Here is a 19,057-nt window from a genome sequence, read left to right as displayed (position 1 = left end):
GCATGAGCAAGAATGCCGTCACCGAACGTATCGACGCCTGGCTGGCGTCGAAGGGCTGGACTGCGTTTCCGTTCCAGCGCAATGTGTGGAAGGCGGCCCTCAAGGGCCAGTCCGGCCTGCTGCACGCGAACACTGGCGCCGGCAAGACCTTCGCGGTCTGGTTCGCAGCCCTGCAACGCGCCGGCCTGAAGACTGGCCGCCACAGCTCCGGCCTGCGCGTGCTGTGGATCACGCCGATGCGGGCGCTGGCGGCCGACACGACGCGTGCGCTGCAGGAGTCGAGCGCCCAACTGCTGCCCGAGTGGGAAGTCGGCGCCCGCACCGGCGACACCGGTTCCGCCGAACGCGCACGCCAGAGCCGCAAGATGCCGGCGGCGCTGGTCACCACGCCCGAAAGCCTGTCGCTGATGCTGAGCCACGCTGCCGCATCCGAGCAATTCAAGCACCTCGACATGATCGTCATCGACGAGTGGCACGAACTGATGGGCAGCAAGCGCGGCGTGCAGGTGCAGCTGGCGCTGGCCCGGCTGCGCCACTGGCGCCCTGAACTCCTGGTCTGGGGCGTATCGGCGACCATGGGCAACCTGGACCTGGCGCGCCAGGTGCTGCTGGGCGGCGACGAGGGTGTGCTGGTGGAAGGCGACTTGCGCAAGAAAATCGAGGTGGACTGCCTGATCCCCGAGAACGTGGCGCGCTTCCCCTGGGGCGGCCACATGGGCCTGCAGATGCTGGGCCCCGTGATCCGCGAGATCGAGCACTACGACGCCACCCTGGTGTTCACCAATACCCGCGCCCAGTCCGAGATCTGGTACCAGAACATCCTCGATGAACGGCCCGACTGGGCCGGCCTGATCGCGCTGCACCACGGCTCGCTCGACCGCGAGGTGCGCGAGTGGGTCGAGATGGGCCTCAAGAAGGGCGAGCTGAAGGCGGTGATCTGCACCGCGAGCCTCGACCTGGGCGTGGACTTCCTGCCGGTCGAGCGCGTGCTGCAGGTCGGCAGCGCCAAGGGCATCGCGCGCCTGCTGCAGCGTGCAGGGCGCAGCGGCCACGCGCCGGGGCGGGTCTCGCGCGTGACCCTGGTGCCGACCAACAGCCTGGAACTGCTGGAAGCGGCCGGCGCCAAGAAAGCGGTGGCGGCGCGCCGCATCGAGGGCCGCTACGTGCCGAACAAACCCTTCGACGTGCTGGTGCAGCACCTGGTCACGGTGGCGCTGGGCGGGGGCTTCCGCTCCGAGGAGCTGTTCGAGGAGGTCAAGCGCGCCTGGTCCTACCGCAACCTGAATGTAGAAGAATGGCAGTGGGCGCTGGATTTCGTCGCGCGCGGCGGCCAGAGCCTGCTGGCCTATCCGGAATACCGCCGCGTGCTGCCGGACGAGGAGGGCGTGTACCGCGTGCCGGATACGGCCATCGGCCGGCGCCACCGCATGGGCATCGGCACCATCGTGTCCGACTCGACCATCTCGGTGAAGTACATGAGCGGCGGGAGAATTGGCAGTGTCGAGGAATCCTTCATCTCGCGCATGAAGCCGGGCGACCACTTCCTGTTCGGCGGACGCATCCTGGAATTCGTGCGGGTGCACGAGATGACGGCTTTTGTTAAACGCGCCACCAGCAACCGCGGCGCGATCGCGCGCTGGGGCGGCGCCAAGATGCCGATGTCCTCGGAGCTGGCGCATGCGGCGCTGGAAGAGCTGCGCCTGGCCTCGCAAGGCATCTACGACAGCCCGGAGATGCAGGCGATCCGCCCGCTGATCGAGATCCAGTGCCGCTGGTCGGCGCTGCCCACCAGCGAGACCCTGGTCCTCGAAAGCATGAAAAGCCGCGAAGGCTATCACCTGTTCGTGTTCGCGTTTGCCGGACGCTCGGTGCACACGGGCCTGGCTTCCCTGTTCGCCTACCGCATCGGACGCATGCAGCCCTCGACCTTCTCGATCGCGGTCAATGACTACGGCTTCGAGCTGCTGACGCCGGAGCCGGTCGACTGGACCAGCATGTTCGATGCGCAGACCGGCGCCGGGGTCGATCTGTTCACGACTGACTGCCTGCTCGAAGACGTGCTGGGCAGCCTGAACGCGACCCAGCTGTCGCAGCAGCGCTTCCGCGAAGTGGCGCGGATCGCCGGCCTGGTGTTCCAGGGCTATCCGGGCCAGCCGAAATCGAACCGTCAGCTGCAGGCCTCGTCTTCGCTGTTCTTCGAAGTCTTCCGCAAGCACGACAGCGGCAACCTGCTGCTCACGCAAGCCCAGCGCGAGGTGCTGGAGCAGGAACTGGAACTCACGCGCCTGCGCGAGACTCTGGTCGAGCTGCACGGCCGGCGCGTCGCCTTTCGTGAAGTCAAACGCGCCACGCCCTTCGGCTTCGCCCTGATGGTCGAGCGCTTCCGCGAAAAGGTCAGCACCGAAAAGCTGTCCGACCGGGTGGCGCGCATGGTGCGCGAACTGGAAAAGGCGGCCGCCGCATGAGTGTCCAAACCGATGCGGCGGCGGTGCGGGTGGCCGGCGAGACCGTGCTGCTGCTGCCCGAGAAAGCCCTGTACTGGCCGGCCGAGAAGATGCTGATCGTGGCCGATATCCACTTCGGCAAGGCTGCCGCCTTCCGCGCCCTGGGCGTGCCGGTGCCGCGCGGGACCACCACCGAGAACCTGCTGGGCCTGGACGCCCTGATCGATGCGCACGGCGCGCGCCACATCGTCTTTCTCGGCGACTTCCTGCATGCGCGCGCCGCCCACGCCAGCGCCACCCAGCTGGCGATGCTGGCCTGGCGCGAGCGCCGCAGCGAGCTGCAGCTGACCCTGGTGCGCGGCAATCACGACCGCCACGCGGGCGACCCGGCGGCAAGCCTGCGCATCGACCTGGTGGACGAACCGCACACGCTCGGCCCCTTCGCGTTCTGCCACCACCCGGATCTTCCGACCGAGGGCTACGCGCTGGCCGGCCACATCCACCCCGTCTATGTGCTGGCCACCCGCTTCGACGCGCTGCGCCTGCCGTGCTTCGTGGTGGGCCGCGAGCGCATGATCCTGCCATCCTTCGGCGCCTTCACCGGCGGCCACGCGATCCGTCCGGAAGCGGGCGACAGCATCTGGGTCACCTCGGGCGAGGCCGTGCACTGCGTACGATAGCGAACCGATTCCTGTCGTGCTGGAGAGTACATTCCTCTTAGATCCTGCAACGCCATCGACCAGGGAGGAAAAGCCATGTATTTCAGTAAGTTGCTGCAAGCCGCGTTCCTTGCGGTAGTGACGCTCGGCCCGGTGCTCACCGGCTCAGCCGTCGCCCAGGCCTACCAGAACAACCGTGCCTACGGGCCGGCCATCAACGGATTCAACGTCGAGGAAGTGCGCCGCCTGACGCCGGGCGTCGAACTGCATTTCGACCTGTACGGCAGCCCGGGTGGTGTCGCGACGCTGCGCATCGATGGCGCCACGCGCAACCTGAACCTGACCGAAGTCGAGCCAGGCCAGTACACCGGTACCTATACCATCGGCACCCACGACCGCATCCGCCCGGAAAGCGGCGTCAGCGCCAACCTGCGCCTGGGCAACCAGGTCGCGACCAGCCTGCTGAGTGAATCCCTGTTGCAGGACAACGCCCCGCGCGCCCAGCGCCGTGGCCAGCTGGCGGCGGCGCCGGCGATCGAACGCTTCAACGTGCAGGGCAGCCCGGACCTGAGCCCGGGTAACGAACTGCGGTTTACCGTGTTCGGCACCCCGGGCGGCCGGGTCGAGGTGGCGATGGCCGGCGCCCGCGGCGTGTTCTTCCTGCCGGAAGTGCGTCCGGGTGAATACGACGCCGTGTATACGATCCGCAACTCCGACCGCATCGCGCCGGACAGCCGCGTCACCGCGACCATCCGCGCCAATGGCCGCTACACCACCTCGGTGCTGGGCCGCCCGCTGCTGGCGGGTGGACGCGTCAGCGAACCGCGCCAGGCCCGGTACTGCACCAATTGCGCGACCGTGGAAGCCGTGAACGTGATTGAAGTGTCGGGAAATGGCAACTACCTGGGTACGGCCGGCGGCGCGGTGGTCGGCGGCCTGCTGGGCAGCCAGGTCGGCAGCGGCAGCGGCCGTACCGCGGCGACGGTGGCCGGCGCGGTGGCCGGCGGCCTGGCTGGCCGCAACATCCAGCGCAACATGAACCGCGAGCAGCGCTATGAAGTGGTGGTGCGTTATTCCAACAGCGGTGCGACCCAAACGCTGCAGTTCGACAACGATCCGGGCTTCCGCCAGGGTGACCGGGTGCGTGTGAACAACGGCGTGCTGTCGCGCGACCAGTAAGGCCAGAGTTCTTCTGTCCGTAGGGTGGGCGGGTTCCCCGCCCACGCGGTGATAGCAAGAAATTGACTCGTCGCGGCTGCGCTAATTTCCGCTGACCGCGTGGGCGGAAATCCGCCCACCCTACATATAGAAAAGGCCGGTTCCCGCAAAGGAACCGGCCTTGTTGTTTTTCAGGTACGTCCTCAGGCGGTAGCCAGCACCTGATCGTCACCCGGCTGTTCGCTCTCGGCCTTCTGCTTGGCCCCGCCCTTGGTGCGCGAACGCGAAGGCGGCAGGCGGCGCAGGGTCTTGAGCGCTTCGGCGTCCTTGATGCCGATGGTGCGCTGGTCGACGGTGATCAGGCCGATCTCGTTGAAGGCCGACAGGGTGCGGCTGACGGTTTCCAGGGTCAGGCCGAGGTAGCTGCCGATCTCGTGGCGGGTCATGCGCAGGTTGAACAGCTTGCTGGAGTAGCCCATGGCGGCGAAGCGGTCGGCCAGCGAGACCAGGAACCTGGCCACGCGCGCCTCGGCGGAGAGGGCGCCGAGCATGCCGATCATGGTCTGCTCGCGCACCAGCTCACGGCTCATGACGCCGTACATCATGTTCTCGAGTTCGGCGTGGACGCGGCCGAGGGCGGTCAGCTTCTTGAAGGGCAGCAGGATCAGGTCGCAGTCGGACAGGGCCACCGCTTCCGAGGCGTAGTGGCGGGTGTGGATGCCGTCCACGCCCAGCATGTCGCCCTTCATCGGGAAGCTCAGCACCTGCTCGTTGCCGAACTCGTCGATGAGTACGGTCTTGAGGAAGCCGGAGTTGACGATATAGAGGGTGTCGAAAGCCTGGCCGATGGTGTGCACGCGTTGCCCGGTCTTGAACTGGACATGCTGGAACAGCAGTTCTTCGGAGGTCACCGACACGCTGGCCGGGATGCGGAGCAGGTCGCAGACTTCCTTCAGGTTGGACCAGAGGCGACCCTGGCGCTGGCGACCGGCTTCCATGGGAGTATGCAGGGTCGGCTGAGTGATGTTGCGTTGTTCTGACGTTGGCTGGGACTGCATGCTCATCTCCAGGTGAAAGACTCAGGGTTTCAGGCGGCGACCACAGAGCGGAGCTCGTTTTTAGCCTTCGCGGGCTGCGGCGGCGAACCCCGCTGCAGGCTGGCTCACGCTGGGACTTGGATCGCAAGCAAGTCGAAACGCTGAATTCAGTATGCCAACACGAGTCCGGCACGGATATCAGCGACTGCTGAATATGTAGGTAGGACGGTTCATCGGCTTGTAGGAATATTCCGACGGAAGATTTCAGCCCCAGAGGGAGAGTCCAGCAGGGGCGGCGCCAGAGGGAGCGCCGGGTAGCAGGCAGGGCTGCCGGGGGAAGAGTGACGCCGGCACAAAACCGGCGCCGGCCTGTCTAAGTGGTCTTTGTCCTACGCTTTCATCGGGGACAGCAGGCGGTGCGCCACCGCGTACTGGACCATTTCGGACAAGGAGGTCATGCCCATTTTCTGCATGATCCGGGTCTTGTGGGTGCTGACTGTCTTGACCGACAGGTGCAGGCCATTTGCGATCTCGGTGATCGATTTTCCACTGACGAGTAGCGAAAATACCTCAAACTCGCGATCCGACAATTGCTTGTGAAGCAGTTGCTCATTGGGCGCCATGATGTTCAGCGCTAGCTGCTCGGCCACTTCGGTACTGATATAGGGGCGTCCCGAGGCCACCTTGCGGATCGCGCCCACCAGCTGGGTGCCGGCGCTTTCCTTGGTCAGGTAGCCCTGGGCGCCGGCGCGGATGGCGCGCACCGCGTATTGCTCTTCTTCGTGCATGGTGAGGATCAGGATCGCCAGCTTGGGCGCTTCGCTGCGCACCTGGCGGATCAGGTCGACCCCGCTGCGGCCCGGCATCGACAGGTCGAGCAGCAGCAGGTCGAAGCCGCCCTGGCGCACCTGGGTCAGCACTTCGAAGCCGTTGGTCGCTTCACCGGCGATCTCGATATCCGGCGCACCGTCGAGGATGCGCTTGAGGCCTTCGCGCATGATCGTGTGGTCGTCGGCAATTACGATGCGAATCATAGGACCATCCTTTCCGGTGAAAGCGACAGCGGCCGATGCAGGCTAGCACAGGGCCGGGGCTGAATCTGTCTTCCTTTCGTTACAGCTTTGTTCAGGCAGGCGCCGGTTCGCTGATCAGGCGGTGCACCAGCACCGGCTTGGTCGTGTGCGACAGCACCTTGTTGGTCACGCTCCCCAGCAGCAGCTGGCCCCAGCCGCTGCGGCCGTGCGAGCCCATGAAGATCAGGTCGCAGCCTTCTTGCTCGGCGACATCGACGATCTTCAGGGCCGCGGTGTCGGAAAAGGCGGTCATGCAGGCATGCTGCAGGCCGGCGCCGGCGCAGGAGCGCATGATTTTCCCCATGTATTCCTCGCCCATGCGGCGCATTTGCGCGATATATTCCTCTTCGCTGGGGTAGGAGGGCGGAATGATTTCCACGTACACCGGATACTGGTATTCCGGCGCGACGAACAGGGCCAGCACTTGGGCGCCCATCTGTTGCGCGAATTTGACGCCGGCGCAGGCCGTATGCTGCGACACGGCCGAGCCGTCGGTGGTGATCAGGATTTTGCGGTACATGGTGATGTCTCCTCCAATGGCCACGCCATTCTGCGGTGTCCGCGGCGTGGCAGTGCTTGCAAGAACGCAAACTGTTGAGCTCGATCAAACGTCAGACCGTTATTTCTGTGCATCAACAACAGGGGCACTGAGACCCCTACGTTACGAAAAACAACACCTCACTTGTGTAAACATTCAGGAACCAGACGTTTTAATTGTCGCGGAATTAAGTTTCGCTGTCCATTTTGTTGCGTCTCTGTCTCTGAGATTTACCTACGGCAACCACACTGCTACACTTCCATGCAGACTTGGACCATCCTGCAGGCCGCCGCGCGGCCGGGTGGTTGCATTACTTACCTACACTGACGCAGAGTACATTGCGAACTTATACACCATGGAGAAGCAGGGATTATGACCGACGCCGCTGACGATTTCGACGCATTATTCGAGGAAGTGGCGGCGCAGCGCGCCAGCGCTCCCGCTGACGCCCCGGCGCCGGCGCCCGAGGCGGCCCCGGCCGCAGCCGAGGACGACCTCGAGTCCCTGTTCGACCAGGTGTCGGCCTCGAGCGCACCTGCCGTTGCGGTCGCTGCCGCGCCGGCATTGGCCGCCGCCGCTCCGGCCGCGGGCGCTGCCGCCACTGAAGGCGAGCCGGGCATGTTCGAACGCCTCGGTGGCATCGTGCGTCTGTTGCACGACTCCCTGCGTGAGCTGGGCTACGACAAGGCACTGACCGAAGCCTCGTCGGCCATCGTCGACGCCCAGGACCGCCTGGAATACGTCGCCACGCTGACCGAGCAGGCCGCCAACAAGGTGCTGAACACCCTGGACGACGGCATGCCGGCCCAGGACCTGCTGTCGAAGCAGGCCAAGGACATGGAAAACCGCTGGGCCGACCTGTTCTCGGGCAAGCTGAGCCTGGACGAATTCAAGGCCCTGGCCGGCGATTCGCGCCAGTTCGCCGCCAGCGTCAACGAAGCGACCGAAGCCGAGAAGGCACGCCTGCTCGAGATCATGATGGCGCAGGACTTCCAGGACATCACCGGCCAGCTGATCAAGAAAGTGGTGAAGATCACCCAGACGGTCGAATCCGAGCTGGCACAGCTGCTGCGCGATCACGCTCCGGCCGACCTGAAGGAAAAGCTGGCCAAGAAAGAAGCGCCGCCCGCGCCCGCGCCGCTGATGTCGGGCCCCTCGGTGCCGGATACGGCGCTGAACCAGGACAACGTTGACGACCTTCTTGCCGATCTGGGATTCTAATGGACGATATGCTCAAGGACTTCGTCGTGGAGGCGATGGACCTTGCGGTGAATGTTGAAGAACATTTGCTGCGCCTCGAACGCGATCCGGACAACAAGGAAACGCTCAATGCGGTGTTCCGCTCCTTCCACACCATCAAGGGCGGAGCCGGCTTCATGGGCCTGCCCGCGCTGGTCGCGGCCTGCCACCTGACCGAGAACCTGTTCGACGCCCTGCGTACGGGACAGGCTCCGGTGACGCCGCTGGCGATCGAAGCCGCGCTGGAAGCGTCGGGCTTCGTGGCCGACCAGCTGAATGACCTGAACAACGGCACCCCGCCGGAAGGCCTGGCGCAAATGCCGGCCGCGCTCGAGCGCATCCTGACCGATGCGATCGAAGGCAAGGGCGCGCCGAGCGCCCCGGCGCCGGCCGCTCCCGCGCCGGCTGCCGTCGCACCGGCCGCTGCCGCACCGGCTGCCGCCGAAGCCGTGGCTGTCCCGGCCGCGGGCGAGGATGGCCTCGACTGGGTCGGCATGTACAACGCCGTGGTGCCCGCCGGCTCCGCGCTCGCCGCCGTGCCCGCAGCGCCGGCGCCGGTTGCCGCTGCAGCCGCCGCAGCAGCGGCGCCCGTTGAAGCCGCGCCTGCCGCCAAGCAGGGTGGCTGGGACGGTGTCGACCGCCGCCAGAACGACAAGGTGGCCGATGCGCGCGCCGCCGCCGCGCCGGCCAAGGACGAAAGCATCCGTATCGATGCGGTCAAGCTGGACGCGCTGCTGGAAGTGGCCGGCGAATCGGTGCAGGCCGCCAACCAGGCTGCCGTGCTGCTCGAGCGCCTGCAGCAGTTCAAGTTCGAAGGTCCGGCCGCCGCCCTGATGGCGACGCTGACCGAGACCCTGGAGCGCGCCTCGCGCTACTCGGCCGAACTGCAGCGCGCCACGCTGGCGACCCGCATGCAGCCGGTCGGCCGCCTGTTCCAGAAGTTCCCGCGCCTGGTGCGCGAGCTGGCCAAGGACCTGGGCAAGGACGTCGAGCTGACCATCGAAGGCGCCGAGACCGAAGTCGACCGCGTGGTGGTGGACAGCCTGTACGATCCGCTGGTGCACATGCTGCGCAACGCGCTCGACCACGGTGTCGAGTCGCCGGAAGAGCGCGTCGCCAACGGCAAGCCGGCCAAGGCCTTCATCCTGCTGAAAGCCTGGCAGGAAGCCAACAGCGTCATGATCGTGCTGCAGGACGACGGCAAGGGCATGGACCCGGTCAAGCTGCGCAAGAAGGCGATCGACAAGGGCCTGATCGGCGAGAACGGCGCCCCGAACGACGACGACGCCTACCAGCTGGTGTTCCTGCCGGGCTTCTCGACCAAGGAAGTCGCTTCCTCGGTGTCGGGCCGCGGCGTCGGCATGGACGTGGTCAAGACGGCGGTGGAGAAGAACCGCGGCGCGATCCGCATCGAATCGCAGCTGGGCGCGGGCACCCGCTTCGCGATCCGCCTGCCGATCGAACTGTCGATCGTGCCGACCATGCTGGTGTCGACCTCCAGCGCTTCGCTGGCGCTGCCGATGGCCGTCGTCGAGCGCGTGGTCGAGCTGCCGGAAGAGTTCCAGTGCGTGGGCGGCGCCCCGGTGCTGAAAGACCAGGGCCGCCCGCTGCCGGTGCGTTCGCTGGCCCTGGCGCTGGGCTACGAAGCCTGTTCCGAACGCGTCGGCATCGTCATCAACGCACCGCAGCCTTACATCCTGGCGGTGGAAGCGGTGGACGGCACGGCCGACCTGGTGATCAAGCCGATGACGGCGCTGTCCGTCGAAGGCATCACCGGTACCGCACGTTCGGCCGAGGGCGAACTGGTGCTGGTGGTCGGCCTGTCCTTCCTGATGGACGGCTGCCGCAGCAACGTGCGACTCGCCGCATAAGGCCTGCGTAGGGTGGGCGGCTTCGCCGCCCACGCGGACAGCTGCGTGGGCGGGAAACCCGCCCACCCTACGATGCACTGCGCAATACACCTGCTACCTCACTCTGTGACAAAAGCGCAGACAAAAGCCTGAGCTACCCAGCTCAGGCTTTTTTTATTTGCATGGTAAGTTGTCTATGCAAATATTATTTGCATGAGTAGGGTGTTGTTGGCAGAAAAATGCGTTGCCCTGGCTTGGTGCGGCACTGCACAATTATGGCATAATCAAAAACCGTCCCTGCATAAGCGGGGAGGCGTTCACTGGATAGACCATGCAAAAAACGCTCTACGACAAACTCTGGGATTCCCATGTCGTGCGTGCCGACGCCGATGGCACCACCGTCCTCTACATCGACCGCCACCTGGTGCACGAAGTCACCAGCCCGCAAGCCTTCGAGGGCCTGCGCGAGGCAGGGCGCGGGCTATGGCGTACCGAGGCGAACCTGGCCGTGGCCGACCACAACGTGCCGACCACCGACCGCGCCCACGGCATTGCCGACCCCACGTCGCGCCTGCAGGTCGAGACCCTGGACAGCAATGCGAAGAGCTTCGGTCTTACCTATTTCGACATGAACGACAAGCGCCAGGGCATCGTGCACGTGATCGGCCCGGAGCAGGGCGCCACGCTGCCCGGCATGACCGTGGTCTGCGGCGACTCGCACACCAGCACCCACGGCGCCTTCGGCTGCCTGGCGCACGGCATCGGCACCTCGGAAGTCGAACACGTGCTGGCCACCCAGACCCTGCTGGCCAAGAAGTCGAAATCGATGCTGGTGCAGGTCGACGGCGAACTGCCGCCGGGCGTGACCGCCAAGGACATCGTGCTGGCCGTGATCGGCGAGATCGGCACCGCCGGCGGCACCGGCTACGCCATCGAATTCGGCGGCTCGACCATCCGCGCGCTGTCGATGGAAGGCCGCATGACGGTCTGTAACATGGCGATCGAAGCGGGCGCGCGCGCCGGCATGGTCGCGGTGGACGACACCACCATCGACTACGTCAAGGGCCGCCCGTTCTCGCCCAAGGGCGAGCAGTGGGAGCAGGCCGTGGCTTACTGGCGCACCCTGCACTCGGACGAGGGCGCTGCCTTCGACACGGTCGTCAGGCTCGACGCTGCGCAGATCCGCCCGCAGGTCACCTGGGGCACCTCGCCCGAGATGGTGACCTCGGTCGACGGCCGCGTACCGGATCCGCAGCAGGAGAGCGACGCCGTGCGTCGCAGCGCGTTTGAGAAGGCACTGGCCTACATGGACCTGCAGCCCAACACCCCGATTGAACAGATCCGGATCGACAAGGTCTTCATCGGCTCCTGCACCAATTCGCGCATCGAAGACCTGCGCGCCGCCGCCGAGGTGGTGCGCGGCCGCCGCCGCGCCGACAGCGTCAAGCTGGCGATGGTGGTGCCGGGTTCGGGCCTGGTCAAGGAACAGGCCGAGCGCGAGGGCCTCGACCGCATCTTCAGGGAGGCCGGCTTCGAATGGCGCGAGCCGGGCTGCTCGATGTGCCTGGCCATGAACGCCGACCGCCTGGAGCCGGGCGAGCGCTGCGCCTCGACCTCGAACCGCAACTTCGAGGGACGCCAGGGGCAGGGCGGCCGCACCCACCTGGTCTCGCCCGCGATGGCGGCGGCTGCCGGGATTGCCGGCCACTTTGTCGACGTCCGCGCACTTTGAAACGTTAATAAGGCTTTTAACCAGGAATACCGAAGGAACATCATGAAGAAAGCAATCGCACTCGCCCTCGTCGCCATCGTCCTCGCCGGATGCAACACCATCTCCGGCGTCGGCCGCGACGTGCAGAAGGCCGGCCAGGTCATCACCGGCGCCGGCGGCAGGTAATCGGCAAAGGCGGAACGATCATGGACAAATTCACCGTACACGCAGGCCTGGTGGCGCCGCTCGACCGCGCCAATGTCGACACCGATGCCATCATCCCGAAGCAGTTCCTGAAATCGATCCGCCGCACCGGCTTCGGCCCCAATCTATTCGACGAGTGGCGCTACCTGGACCACGGCGAGCCGGGCCAGGACTGCAGCACCCGTCCGCTGAACCCGGACTTCGTGCTCAACCAGCCGCGCTATGCCGGCGCCTCGATCCTGCTGGCGCGCAAGAACTTCGGCTGCGGCTCCTCGCGCGAGCACGCGCCCTGGGCCCTGCAGCAGTACGGTTTTCGCGCCATCGTGGCGCCGAGCTTCGCCGACATCTTCTTCAACAACTGCTACAAGAGCGGCCTGCTGCCGATCGTGCTGAGCGAGGAAGAGGTCGATGGCCTGTTCAAGGCGGTGGAAAACCAGCCGGGCTTCAGGCTGGTGGTCGACCTGGAACAGCAGCGCATCGGCGCCGCCGACGGTTCGGTGTCGTACGGCTTCGCCATCGACGAGTTCCGCAAGTACTGCCTGCTCAACGGCCTGGACGACATCGGCCTGACCCTGCGCCACGCCGACGAGATCCGCGCCTTCGAACAACGCCACCTGGCCGCCCAGCCCTGGCTCGCCAACTCGATCTGAAAGAGAGCTCATGAAAATCGCAGTCCTGCCGGGTGACGGCATCGGTCCGGAAATCATCCACGAAGCGATCAAGGTCCTGAGCGCGCTCGGCGAATCCTTCGAGATGGAGATCGCCCAGGTTGGCGGCGCCGGCTATGCGGCCCACGGCCATCCGCTGCCCGAAGGCACCCTGAAGCTGGCGAAGGAAGCGGACGCCGTGCTGTTCGGCGCGGTCGGCGACTACCAGTACGACAAGCTCGAGCGCGCCCTGCGTCCCGAGCAGGCCATCCTCGGCCTGCGCAAGGAGCTCGGCCTGTTTGCCAACCTGCGTCCCGCGATCCTGTATCCGGAACTGGCGGGCGCGTCCACGCTCAAGCCGGAAGTGGTTTCCGGCCTGGATATCCTGATCATCCGCGAACTCACCGGCGACATCTATTTCGGCAAGCCGCGTGGCGTGCGCGAATGCCCGGACGGACCCTTCGCCGGCCAGCGCGAAGGTTTCGACACCATGCGCTACGCCGAAGGCGAGATCCGCCGCATCGCCCACGTAGCCTTCCAGGCCGCCCGCAAGCGCGACCGACGCGTGACCAGCGTCGACAAGGCCAACGTGCTGGAAACCTTCCAGTTCTGGCGCGACATCGTCACCGAGGTGCACCGCGAGTACGCCGACGTCGAGCTCGAGCACATGTACGTCGATAACGCGGCCATGCAGCTGGTGCGGGCCCCCAAGAAGTTCGATGTCATCGTCACTGGTAATATGTTCGGCGACATCCTGTCGGATGCCGCGGCGATGCTGACGGGCTCGATCGGCATGCTGCCGTCCGCCTCGCTCGACGCGAACAACAAGGGTCTGTACGAGCCCTCGCACGGCTCGGCGCCCGACATCGCCGGCAAGGGCGTGGCCAATCCGCTGGCGACCATCCTGTCCGCCGCGATGATGCTGCGCTTCAGCTTCGGCCGCATGGACGCGGCCGACCGGATCGAGAACGCGGTCAAGCGCGTGCTGGCCCAGGGCCTGCGCACCCCGGATATCCATGAGCCGGGCACGACCAGGGTCGGCACGAAAGAAATGGGCGACGCTGTCGTCGCGGCGCTGGCCTGATGCGTTAATGGATTTCATAATCATTTTTATACCTGAGGGAAGACAATGAAATTAGTAGGCCTGGTTGGCTGGCGCGGCATGGTGGGCTCGGTCCTGATGCAGCGCATGCAGGAAGAGGGCGATTTCGACCATATCGAGCCGGTGTTCTTTACCACCTCGAATCCGGGCGGCGCCGCACCGAAAATGGCGAAGAACGAAACCACGCTGAAAAGCGCCAGCGACATCGCCGAACTGTCGAAATGCGAGATCATCATCTCGTGCCAGGGCGGCGACTACACGACCGAGGTGTACCCACAGCTGCGCGCAGCCGGCTGGAACGGCTACTGGATCGACGCCGCCTCGACCCTGCGCATGAAGGACGACGCCGTCATCGTGCTCGATCCCGTCAACAAGGACGTGATCAAGAACGCCATGTCGCGCGGCGTGAAGAACTACATCGGCGGTAACTGCACCGTGTCGTGCATGCTGATGGGCCTGGGCGGCCTGTTCGAGCAGGGCCTGGTCGAGTGGATGACCTCGATGACCTACCAGGCGGCTTCGGGCGGCGGCGCCCAGCACATGCGCGAACTGCTGACCCAGTTCGGCACCATCAACGGCGCCGTCAAGCCGCTGCTGGACGACCCGGCCTCGGCCATCCTCGAGATCGACCGCACCGTGCTGGCGACCCAGCACGGCCTGTCGGCGGACGAAACGAAGCAGTTCGGCGTGCCGCTGGCCGGCAACCTGATTCCGTGGATCGACAAGGACCTGGGCAACGGCCAGTCGAAGGAAGAGTGGAAGGCCGGCGCCGAGACCAACAAGATCCTCGGCCGTGGCGAAGGTTTTGCAGGTACCAAAGCCATCCCGGTCGATGGCCTGTGCGTGCGCATCGGCGCGATGCGCTGCCATTCGCAGGCGCTGACCATCAAGCTCACCAAGGATGTGCCGCTGGACGAGATCACCGACATCATCGCCTCGCACAACCAGTGGGTGAAGGTGGTGCCGAACACCCGCGAAGCCTCGATGCGCGACCTGTCGCCGGCTGCGGTGACCGGCAGCCTGACCATCCCGGTCGGCCGCCTGCGCAAGATGTCGATGGGCGAAGACTACCTGTCGGCCTTCACCGTCGGCGACCAGCTGCTGTGGGGCGCTGCCGAGCCGCTGCGCCGCATGCTGCGCATCGTGCTGGACAAGTAAGCACCCGGGTGGTCCGGTCCGCTGTCCGGACCACCCCTGTTGGCAGCCTTGCCACGACCCCTGCCATATTGCTAAGCGCTTGTAATCAAACGCTATCAAATTCCCCTCGTATCGGTCATTCTGGCCACACATCGTTCGCTGCCGCGCCTTCCATGTGCGCAGGAGGCTTGCATGCTCTAGAGCATGATGATATGTTGAGACTCCCAGGAAATCGTCTTTCCTCTGGCCAACTTTCCGGTTAACCGAACTATGCATTTTCAACACCGTCCTCCGCTCATGGCATTTGCGCTGAAAACAGTCACCGCGGCCGTCGCCAGCGCCGTGCTCCTGTCGTCCGCCGCCTCCGCTGCCGGCCTTGGGAAACTGACGGTGCTGTCGGCACTCGGCCAGCCGCTGCGGGCCGAGATCGAACTGACGACGACCGCCGGCGAAGACGCATCCAGCCTGGCCGTCAAACTGGCCTCGCCGGAAGCTTTCCGTGCGGCCAATATCGAATTCAACCCGGCCCTGCTGTCGCTGCGCTTCAATGTCGAGCAGCGCGCGGGCCGCCAGTTCATCCGCCTGAGCTCGACCCAGCCGCTGAACGAGCCTTTCGTCGACATGCTGATCGAGCTGTCGTGGAACAACGGCCGCCTGGTCCGCGAGTACACCTTCCTGCTCGACCCGGCCGAACTGCGCACGACCCAGCCGGCCCAGGTAGCCGGCGAGCCGCGTGCGGCCGCCCAGCAGGCCCAGCGTCCGGCCGTGCCGGCGCCGAGCGCGCCGCTGGCCCAGCCGGTCCAGCCGGCCGCGCCGGCCCCGGCGCCGCGCGCCGCCGCGCCGGCTCCCGCTCCTGCGCCGGCTGCGGCAGCCGCAGCAAACGAGACGCCGTCGCGCTACCGCGTCCGCCAGGGCGACACCCTGGGCAAAATCGCGGCCAAGCTCAAGCCGGCCGACATCTCGCTCGACATGATGCTGGTGGCGCTGTACCGCGCCAATCCGGACGCCTTTATCGGCAATAACATGAACCGCCTGAAGTCGGGCCAGATCCTGTCGGTGCCGGATTCGGACGGCCTGCGCGGGACCGGCGAGGCCGAGGCGCGCGGGGTCGTGGTCGCGCACGCGGCCGACTTCAACGCCTACCGCAACAAGCTGGCAGGGCAGGTGGCCAACGCCGCCCCGCAGCGCACGCCGCAGGCCGGCCAGAGCGCGGCCGGCAAGATCACCGCCAAGGTCGAGGAACGCCCGACCGCGGCCAAGGAATCGCAGGACCAGCTGCGCCTGTCGAAAGCCACCCAGGCCAGCACCGGCGCCCAGGGCAGCACCGCCAGCGCCGAAGAGACCATCGCGCGCGAACGCGAACTGAACCAGGCCCAGGAACGCGTCAAGGAACTCGAGCGCAACGTCAACGAACTCGAGCAGCTGATGACGGTGAAGAACCGCGCCGGCACCGACGTGCAGAGCGCCGCGGCCGGTGCAGCCGCCGGCGCCGCCGCCGGGGTTGCCGCCAACAAGGCAACGGAAGCGGCCGCGGACAAGCCTGCCGAAGCTGCCGCCGCGCCGGCCAAGCCGGCCGAGAAGAAGGCCAAGCCGCCCAAGAAGGCCAAGCCGCAAGAGAAGAGCTTCGCCGACACCGTGATGGACAACATCAACTACGTCGCCGGCGGCGTCGCCATCCTGCTGCTGGCCGCACTGGGCGTCTCGCAGCGCCGCAGGAAGAAGAAGGACGGCGACAGGACCGTCGTCGCCGAGCCGTCGGTGCTGGGCGTGCCGTCGACGGCCGCGCACTCGCTGTTCGCGGAAGCGGGCGGCCAGAGCGTCGACACCAGCAATAGCGTGTTCAATTCCAGCTTCGCCCCCTCGGCCTCGCAGCTCGACACCAATGAAGTCGACCCGGTGGCGGAAGCCGACGTCTACATCGCCTACGGCCGCGACGCCCAGGCTGAAGAGATCCTGAAGGAAGCGCTGCGCACCCATCCGGAACGCCATCCGGTGCGCCTGAAGCTGCTCGAGATCTACGCGGCGCGCAAGGACCTGCGCGCCTTCGAAGCCCAGGCCACCGAGCTGCACGGACTGACCCGCGGCCACGGCGAAGAATGGGCGCAGGCTGCGGCCCTGGGCCTGAGCATCGACCCGACCAATCCGCTGTACGCCAGCGCGAATGGCGCCGCCCCCGTCGCGGCCAGCCCGAGCGCGCAGGAGCGCGACCAGCAGTCGCTGCTGTCGCAGCAGCTCGAAGATGCCTTCCGCTCGGGTTCGCCTACCGGCGCACCCGTGGCGGCCCTGGGTGCGGGTGTCGCAGCCGGCGCTGCCTACGCCGCAATGGACCACGACGCGGAGCAGGAAGCGACCGCCGTCCCGGCAGAGCCGCTCGATACCGTGGCCGAGCAGCGTACCGACGACAACTCGCTCGACTTCGACCTCGGCGGCCTGAGCTTCGAGCCGGTCACCGACCACGAACCGATCGCGATGAGCGGCCCGGACGCGGCCCAGGACGAGACCGCCGTGCCGGATCTCGACTTCGCCCTCGACCCGCTCGGTGATTCCATCACCTCGCCACCAGCTGATGTAACCGCGGCGCCGGCGCCAGCCAGCGAAGAAGCCTTCGACCTGGCCTTCGACATGAGCTTCGGCGAACCGCAGCCCGAGGCACGCGCGGCCGCACCGGTCGACCACGAGGCCGACATGGCCAGCCTGGCCGCCGAATTCGACCTGCCGCCGCCGGCGGTGGAAGAAGAAGTGCCGGCCGTGAGCGCGGCGGCGGCCGGGAAGGACCCGCTGTTCGACCTCGACACGATGGACTTCGGCCTGCCGGCCACCGCCCCGGCGCCTGCCGCCGTGGCCGAGGCGACCCCGTTCCACGAAGAAGTGCCGGCCATCCTCGGCGCACCAAGCGGCGGCGCCGCCCAGGGCGCGGACGATCCGCTGTTCGACCTCGACACCATGGACTTCGGCAGCCCGGCCGAGCCGGCCCCGGCCCTGAGCCAGCCGGCGGTCGAGCCTTTCGAGTTCGATGCCCCGCCGGCCGCCGCTGCGGCCCCGGGCGCCGAACCGTTCGACTTCGACATGAGGCAGGCCGGCGGCGACGACCCGTTCGCGCTGCCGGAAGTGCCGGCGATCGCCGCGGCCGGGGAAACCGCCCCGATGCCGGGCGTGCCGGTCGAGCCTTCGTTCGACCTGGCCGACATCGACCTCGACCTGCCGTCGATCGAGCAGCCGGCCGCGGCCGACAATGTGCTGCCGTTCCCGGCGCAGTCGCCAGAGCAGGCGCTGGAGCCGGCCGCGATGTCGCCAGAGCACATGGAAATGGAAACCAAGCTCGATCTCGCGATCGCCTACCAGGAAATCGGCGACAAGGAAGGTGCGCGCGAGCTGCTCGATGAAGTCATCAAAGGTGGCAGCAACGAACAGGTGAGCAAGGCCAGCGCCATGCGCTCCCTGCTGGCGTGAGGCGCATTGCACTTGGTGTCCAGTACGTAGGCACCGCCTGGAACGGCTACCAGAAGCAGCCGGATCGCAACACCGTCCAGGACCGGCTCGAGATCGCTCTCGAGAAGTTCGCCTGCACGCACCTAGCCACCACTTGCGCCGGCCGGACGGACGCCGGCGTGCACGGCATCGAGCAGGTCGTCCACTTCGACACGGAGCTCGACCGCGCCATGCAGAGCTGGGTGCGCGGCGTGAACGCCTTCCTGCCCGACTCGATCGTGGTGCGCTGGGCGCACGAGGTCGCGCCCGACCTGGACGGCAACGAGTTCCATGCGCGCTTCTCGGCGCGCTCGCGCACCTATCACTACGTGCTCTACAACCACCCGAATCCGTCGGCGCTGCTGACTGGCCGCGCGGGCTGGGTGTTCCGTCCGCTCGACGTCGATCGCATGGTCGAAGCGGGGCAGTACCTGATCGGCGAGCATGACTTTTCGGCCTTCCGGGCCTCGGGCTGCCAGGCCAATTCCCCGGTCAAGCAGATGCACGAGGTGAGCATCGCGCGCTACGGCGACGTGATCGTGTTCACGGTGCGCGCCAGCGCCTTCCTCCACCATATGGTGCGCAACATCGTCGGTTCGCTCATCTATGTGGGCACCGGCCGCAATGAGCCGGCCTGGATGAAGGAAGTGCTGGAGAGCCGCTCGCGCGACGTGGCCGCGCCCACGTTCATGCCGGACGGCCTGTACCTGGCCAAAATCGATTACGATCCCAAGTGGGGATTGCCCCAGGAGCCTGCGCATCCCTTGCCCTGGCTCTGAGCCACCTTGGG

At 66.5% G+C, this 19,057-nt stretch carries 15 protein-coding genes; 12 read left to right on the top strand and 3 right to left on the bottom strand.

The features are described from left to right. Positions 1-2 precede the first annotated feature (2 nt). From LK539_RS01575 to LK539_RS01565, 3 genes are all read left to right on the top strand, one after another. On the top strand, positions 3-2,465 hold the full coding sequence (locus tag LK539_RS01575) for a ligase-associated DNA damage response DEXH box helicase (RefSeq protein ID WP_227799150.1): 2,463 nt from the start codon (positions 3-5) through the stop codon (positions 2,463-2,465). Then, positions 2,462-3,124 (top strand): ligase-associated DNA damage response endonuclease PdeM, encoded by a 663-nt coding sequence (pdeM, locus tag LK539_RS01570; protein WP_227799149.1) that lies wholly within the window; start codon positions 2,462-2,464, stop codon positions 3,122-3,124. Before LK539_RS01575 ends, pdeM begins: the two co-directional genes overlap by 4 nt. A 75-nt stretch (positions 3,125-3,199) precedes the next feature. Then, positions 3,200-4,282 (top strand): glycine zipper 2TM domain-containing protein, encoded by a 1,083-nt coding sequence (locus tag LK539_RS01565; RefSeq protein WP_227799148.1) that lies wholly within the window; start codon positions 3,200-3,202, stop codon positions 4,280-4,282. 182 nt (positions 4,283-4,464) lie between these two features. Here LK539_RS01565 and LK539_RS01560 read toward each other — a convergent pair whose 3' ends face one another. From LK539_RS01560 to LK539_RS01550, 3 genes are all read right to left on the bottom strand, one after another. Further along, complete coding sequence (locus LK539_RS01560; protein WP_027866725.1) at positions 4,465-5,259, bottom strand: Crp/Fnr family transcriptional regulator; 795 nt, start codon at positions 5,257-5,259, stop codon at positions 4,465-4,467. Between the two features lie 428 nt (positions 5,260-5,687). Continuing rightward, entirely contained in the window at positions 5,688-6,332 is a 645-nt protein-coding gene (locus LK539_RS01555) for a response regulator transcription factor (protein WP_227799147.1), read from the bottom strand. A 91-nt stretch (positions 6,333-6,423) separates the two neighbouring features. Then, positions 6,424-6,891, bottom strand: a complete 468-nt coding sequence (locus LK539_RS01550; protein WP_227799146.1) for a universal stress protein — start codon at positions 6,889-6,891, stop codon at positions 6,424-6,426. A 390-nt stretch (positions 6,892-7,281) separates the two neighbouring features. Between LK539_RS01550 and LK539_RS01545 the strand changes: the two genes are divergently transcribed. The 9 genes from LK539_RS01545 to truA all read left to right on the top strand — a co-directional run bounded on the left by LK539_RS01545 (position 7,282) and on the right by truA (position 19,046). Beyond that, on the top strand, positions 7,282-8,130 hold the full coding sequence (locus tag LK539_RS01545; RefSeq protein WP_227799145.1) for a protein phosphatase CheZ: 849 nt from the start codon (positions 7,282-7,284) through the stop codon (positions 8,128-8,130). After that, positions 8,130-10,019 carry a chemotaxis protein CheA gene (locus tag LK539_RS01540; RefSeq protein WP_227799144.1) on the top strand — a complete coding sequence of 630 codons (1,890 nt, stop codon included), beginning with the start codon at positions 8,130-8,132 and terminating at the stop codon, positions 10,017-10,019. Before LK539_RS01545 ends, LK539_RS01540 begins: the two co-directional genes overlap by 1 nt. Before the next feature lie 310 nt (positions 10,020-10,329). Continuing rightward, on the top strand, positions 10,330-11,730 hold the full coding sequence (leuC, locus tag LK539_RS01535; RefSeq protein WP_227799143.1) for a 3-isopropylmalate dehydratase large subunit: 1,401 nt from the start codon (positions 10,330-10,332) through the stop codon (positions 11,728-11,730). A gap of 42 nt (positions 11,731-11,772) precedes the next feature. Then, positions 11,773-11,895: an entericidin A/B family lipoprotein gene (locus LK539_RS01530; protein WP_227799142.1), complete on the top strand. Its 123-nt coding sequence runs from the start codon at positions 11,773-11,775 to the stop codon at positions 11,893-11,895. Between the two features lie 20 nt (positions 11,896-11,915). After that, on the top strand, positions 11,916-12,563 hold the full coding sequence (leuD, locus tag LK539_RS01525) for a 3-isopropylmalate dehydratase small subunit (RefSeq protein WP_227799141.1): 648 nt from the start codon (positions 11,916-11,918) through the stop codon (positions 12,561-12,563). 10 nt (positions 12,564-12,573) lie between these two features. Beyond that, positions 12,574-13,644: a 3-isopropylmalate dehydrogenase gene (leuB, locus tag LK539_RS01520; protein ID WP_227799140.1), complete on the top strand. Its 1,071-nt coding sequence runs from the start codon at positions 12,574-12,576 to the stop codon at positions 13,642-13,644. A 45-nt stretch (positions 13,645-13,689) separates the two neighbouring features. Further along, positions 13,690-14,820 (top strand): aspartate-semialdehyde dehydrogenase, encoded by a 1,131-nt coding sequence (gene asd / locus LK539_RS01515; protein ID WP_227799139.1) that lies wholly within the window; start codon positions 13,690-13,692, stop codon positions 14,818-14,820. Positions 14,821-15,096: 276 nt separating this feature from the next. Beyond that, positions 15,097-18,249 carry a FimV/HubP family polar landmark protein gene (locus tag LK539_RS01510; RefSeq protein ID WP_227799138.1) on the top strand — a complete coding sequence of 1,051 codons (3,153 nt, stop codon included), beginning with the start codon at positions 15,097-15,099 and terminating at the stop codon, positions 18,247-18,249. Then, complete coding sequence (gene truA, locus LK539_RS01505; RefSeq protein ID WP_227799137.1) at positions 18,246-19,046, top strand: tRNA pseudouridine(38-40) synthase TruA; 801 nt, start codon at positions 18,246-18,248, stop codon at positions 19,044-19,046. Before LK539_RS01510 ends, truA begins: the two co-directional genes overlap by 4 nt. The last annotated feature ends 11 nt before the right edge of the window (positions 19,047-19,057 follow it).

The sequence above is a fragment of the Massilia sp. IC2-476 genome (assembly GCF_020707295.1).
In the GTDB taxonomy this organism is placed as follows: domain Bacteria; phylum Pseudomonadota; class Gammaproteobacteria; order Burkholderiales; family Burkholderiaceae_D; genus Telluria.
The sequence above is the reverse complement of the archived record's forward strand: the minus strand, read 5'-3'. Positions and strand labels throughout refer to the sequence as shown.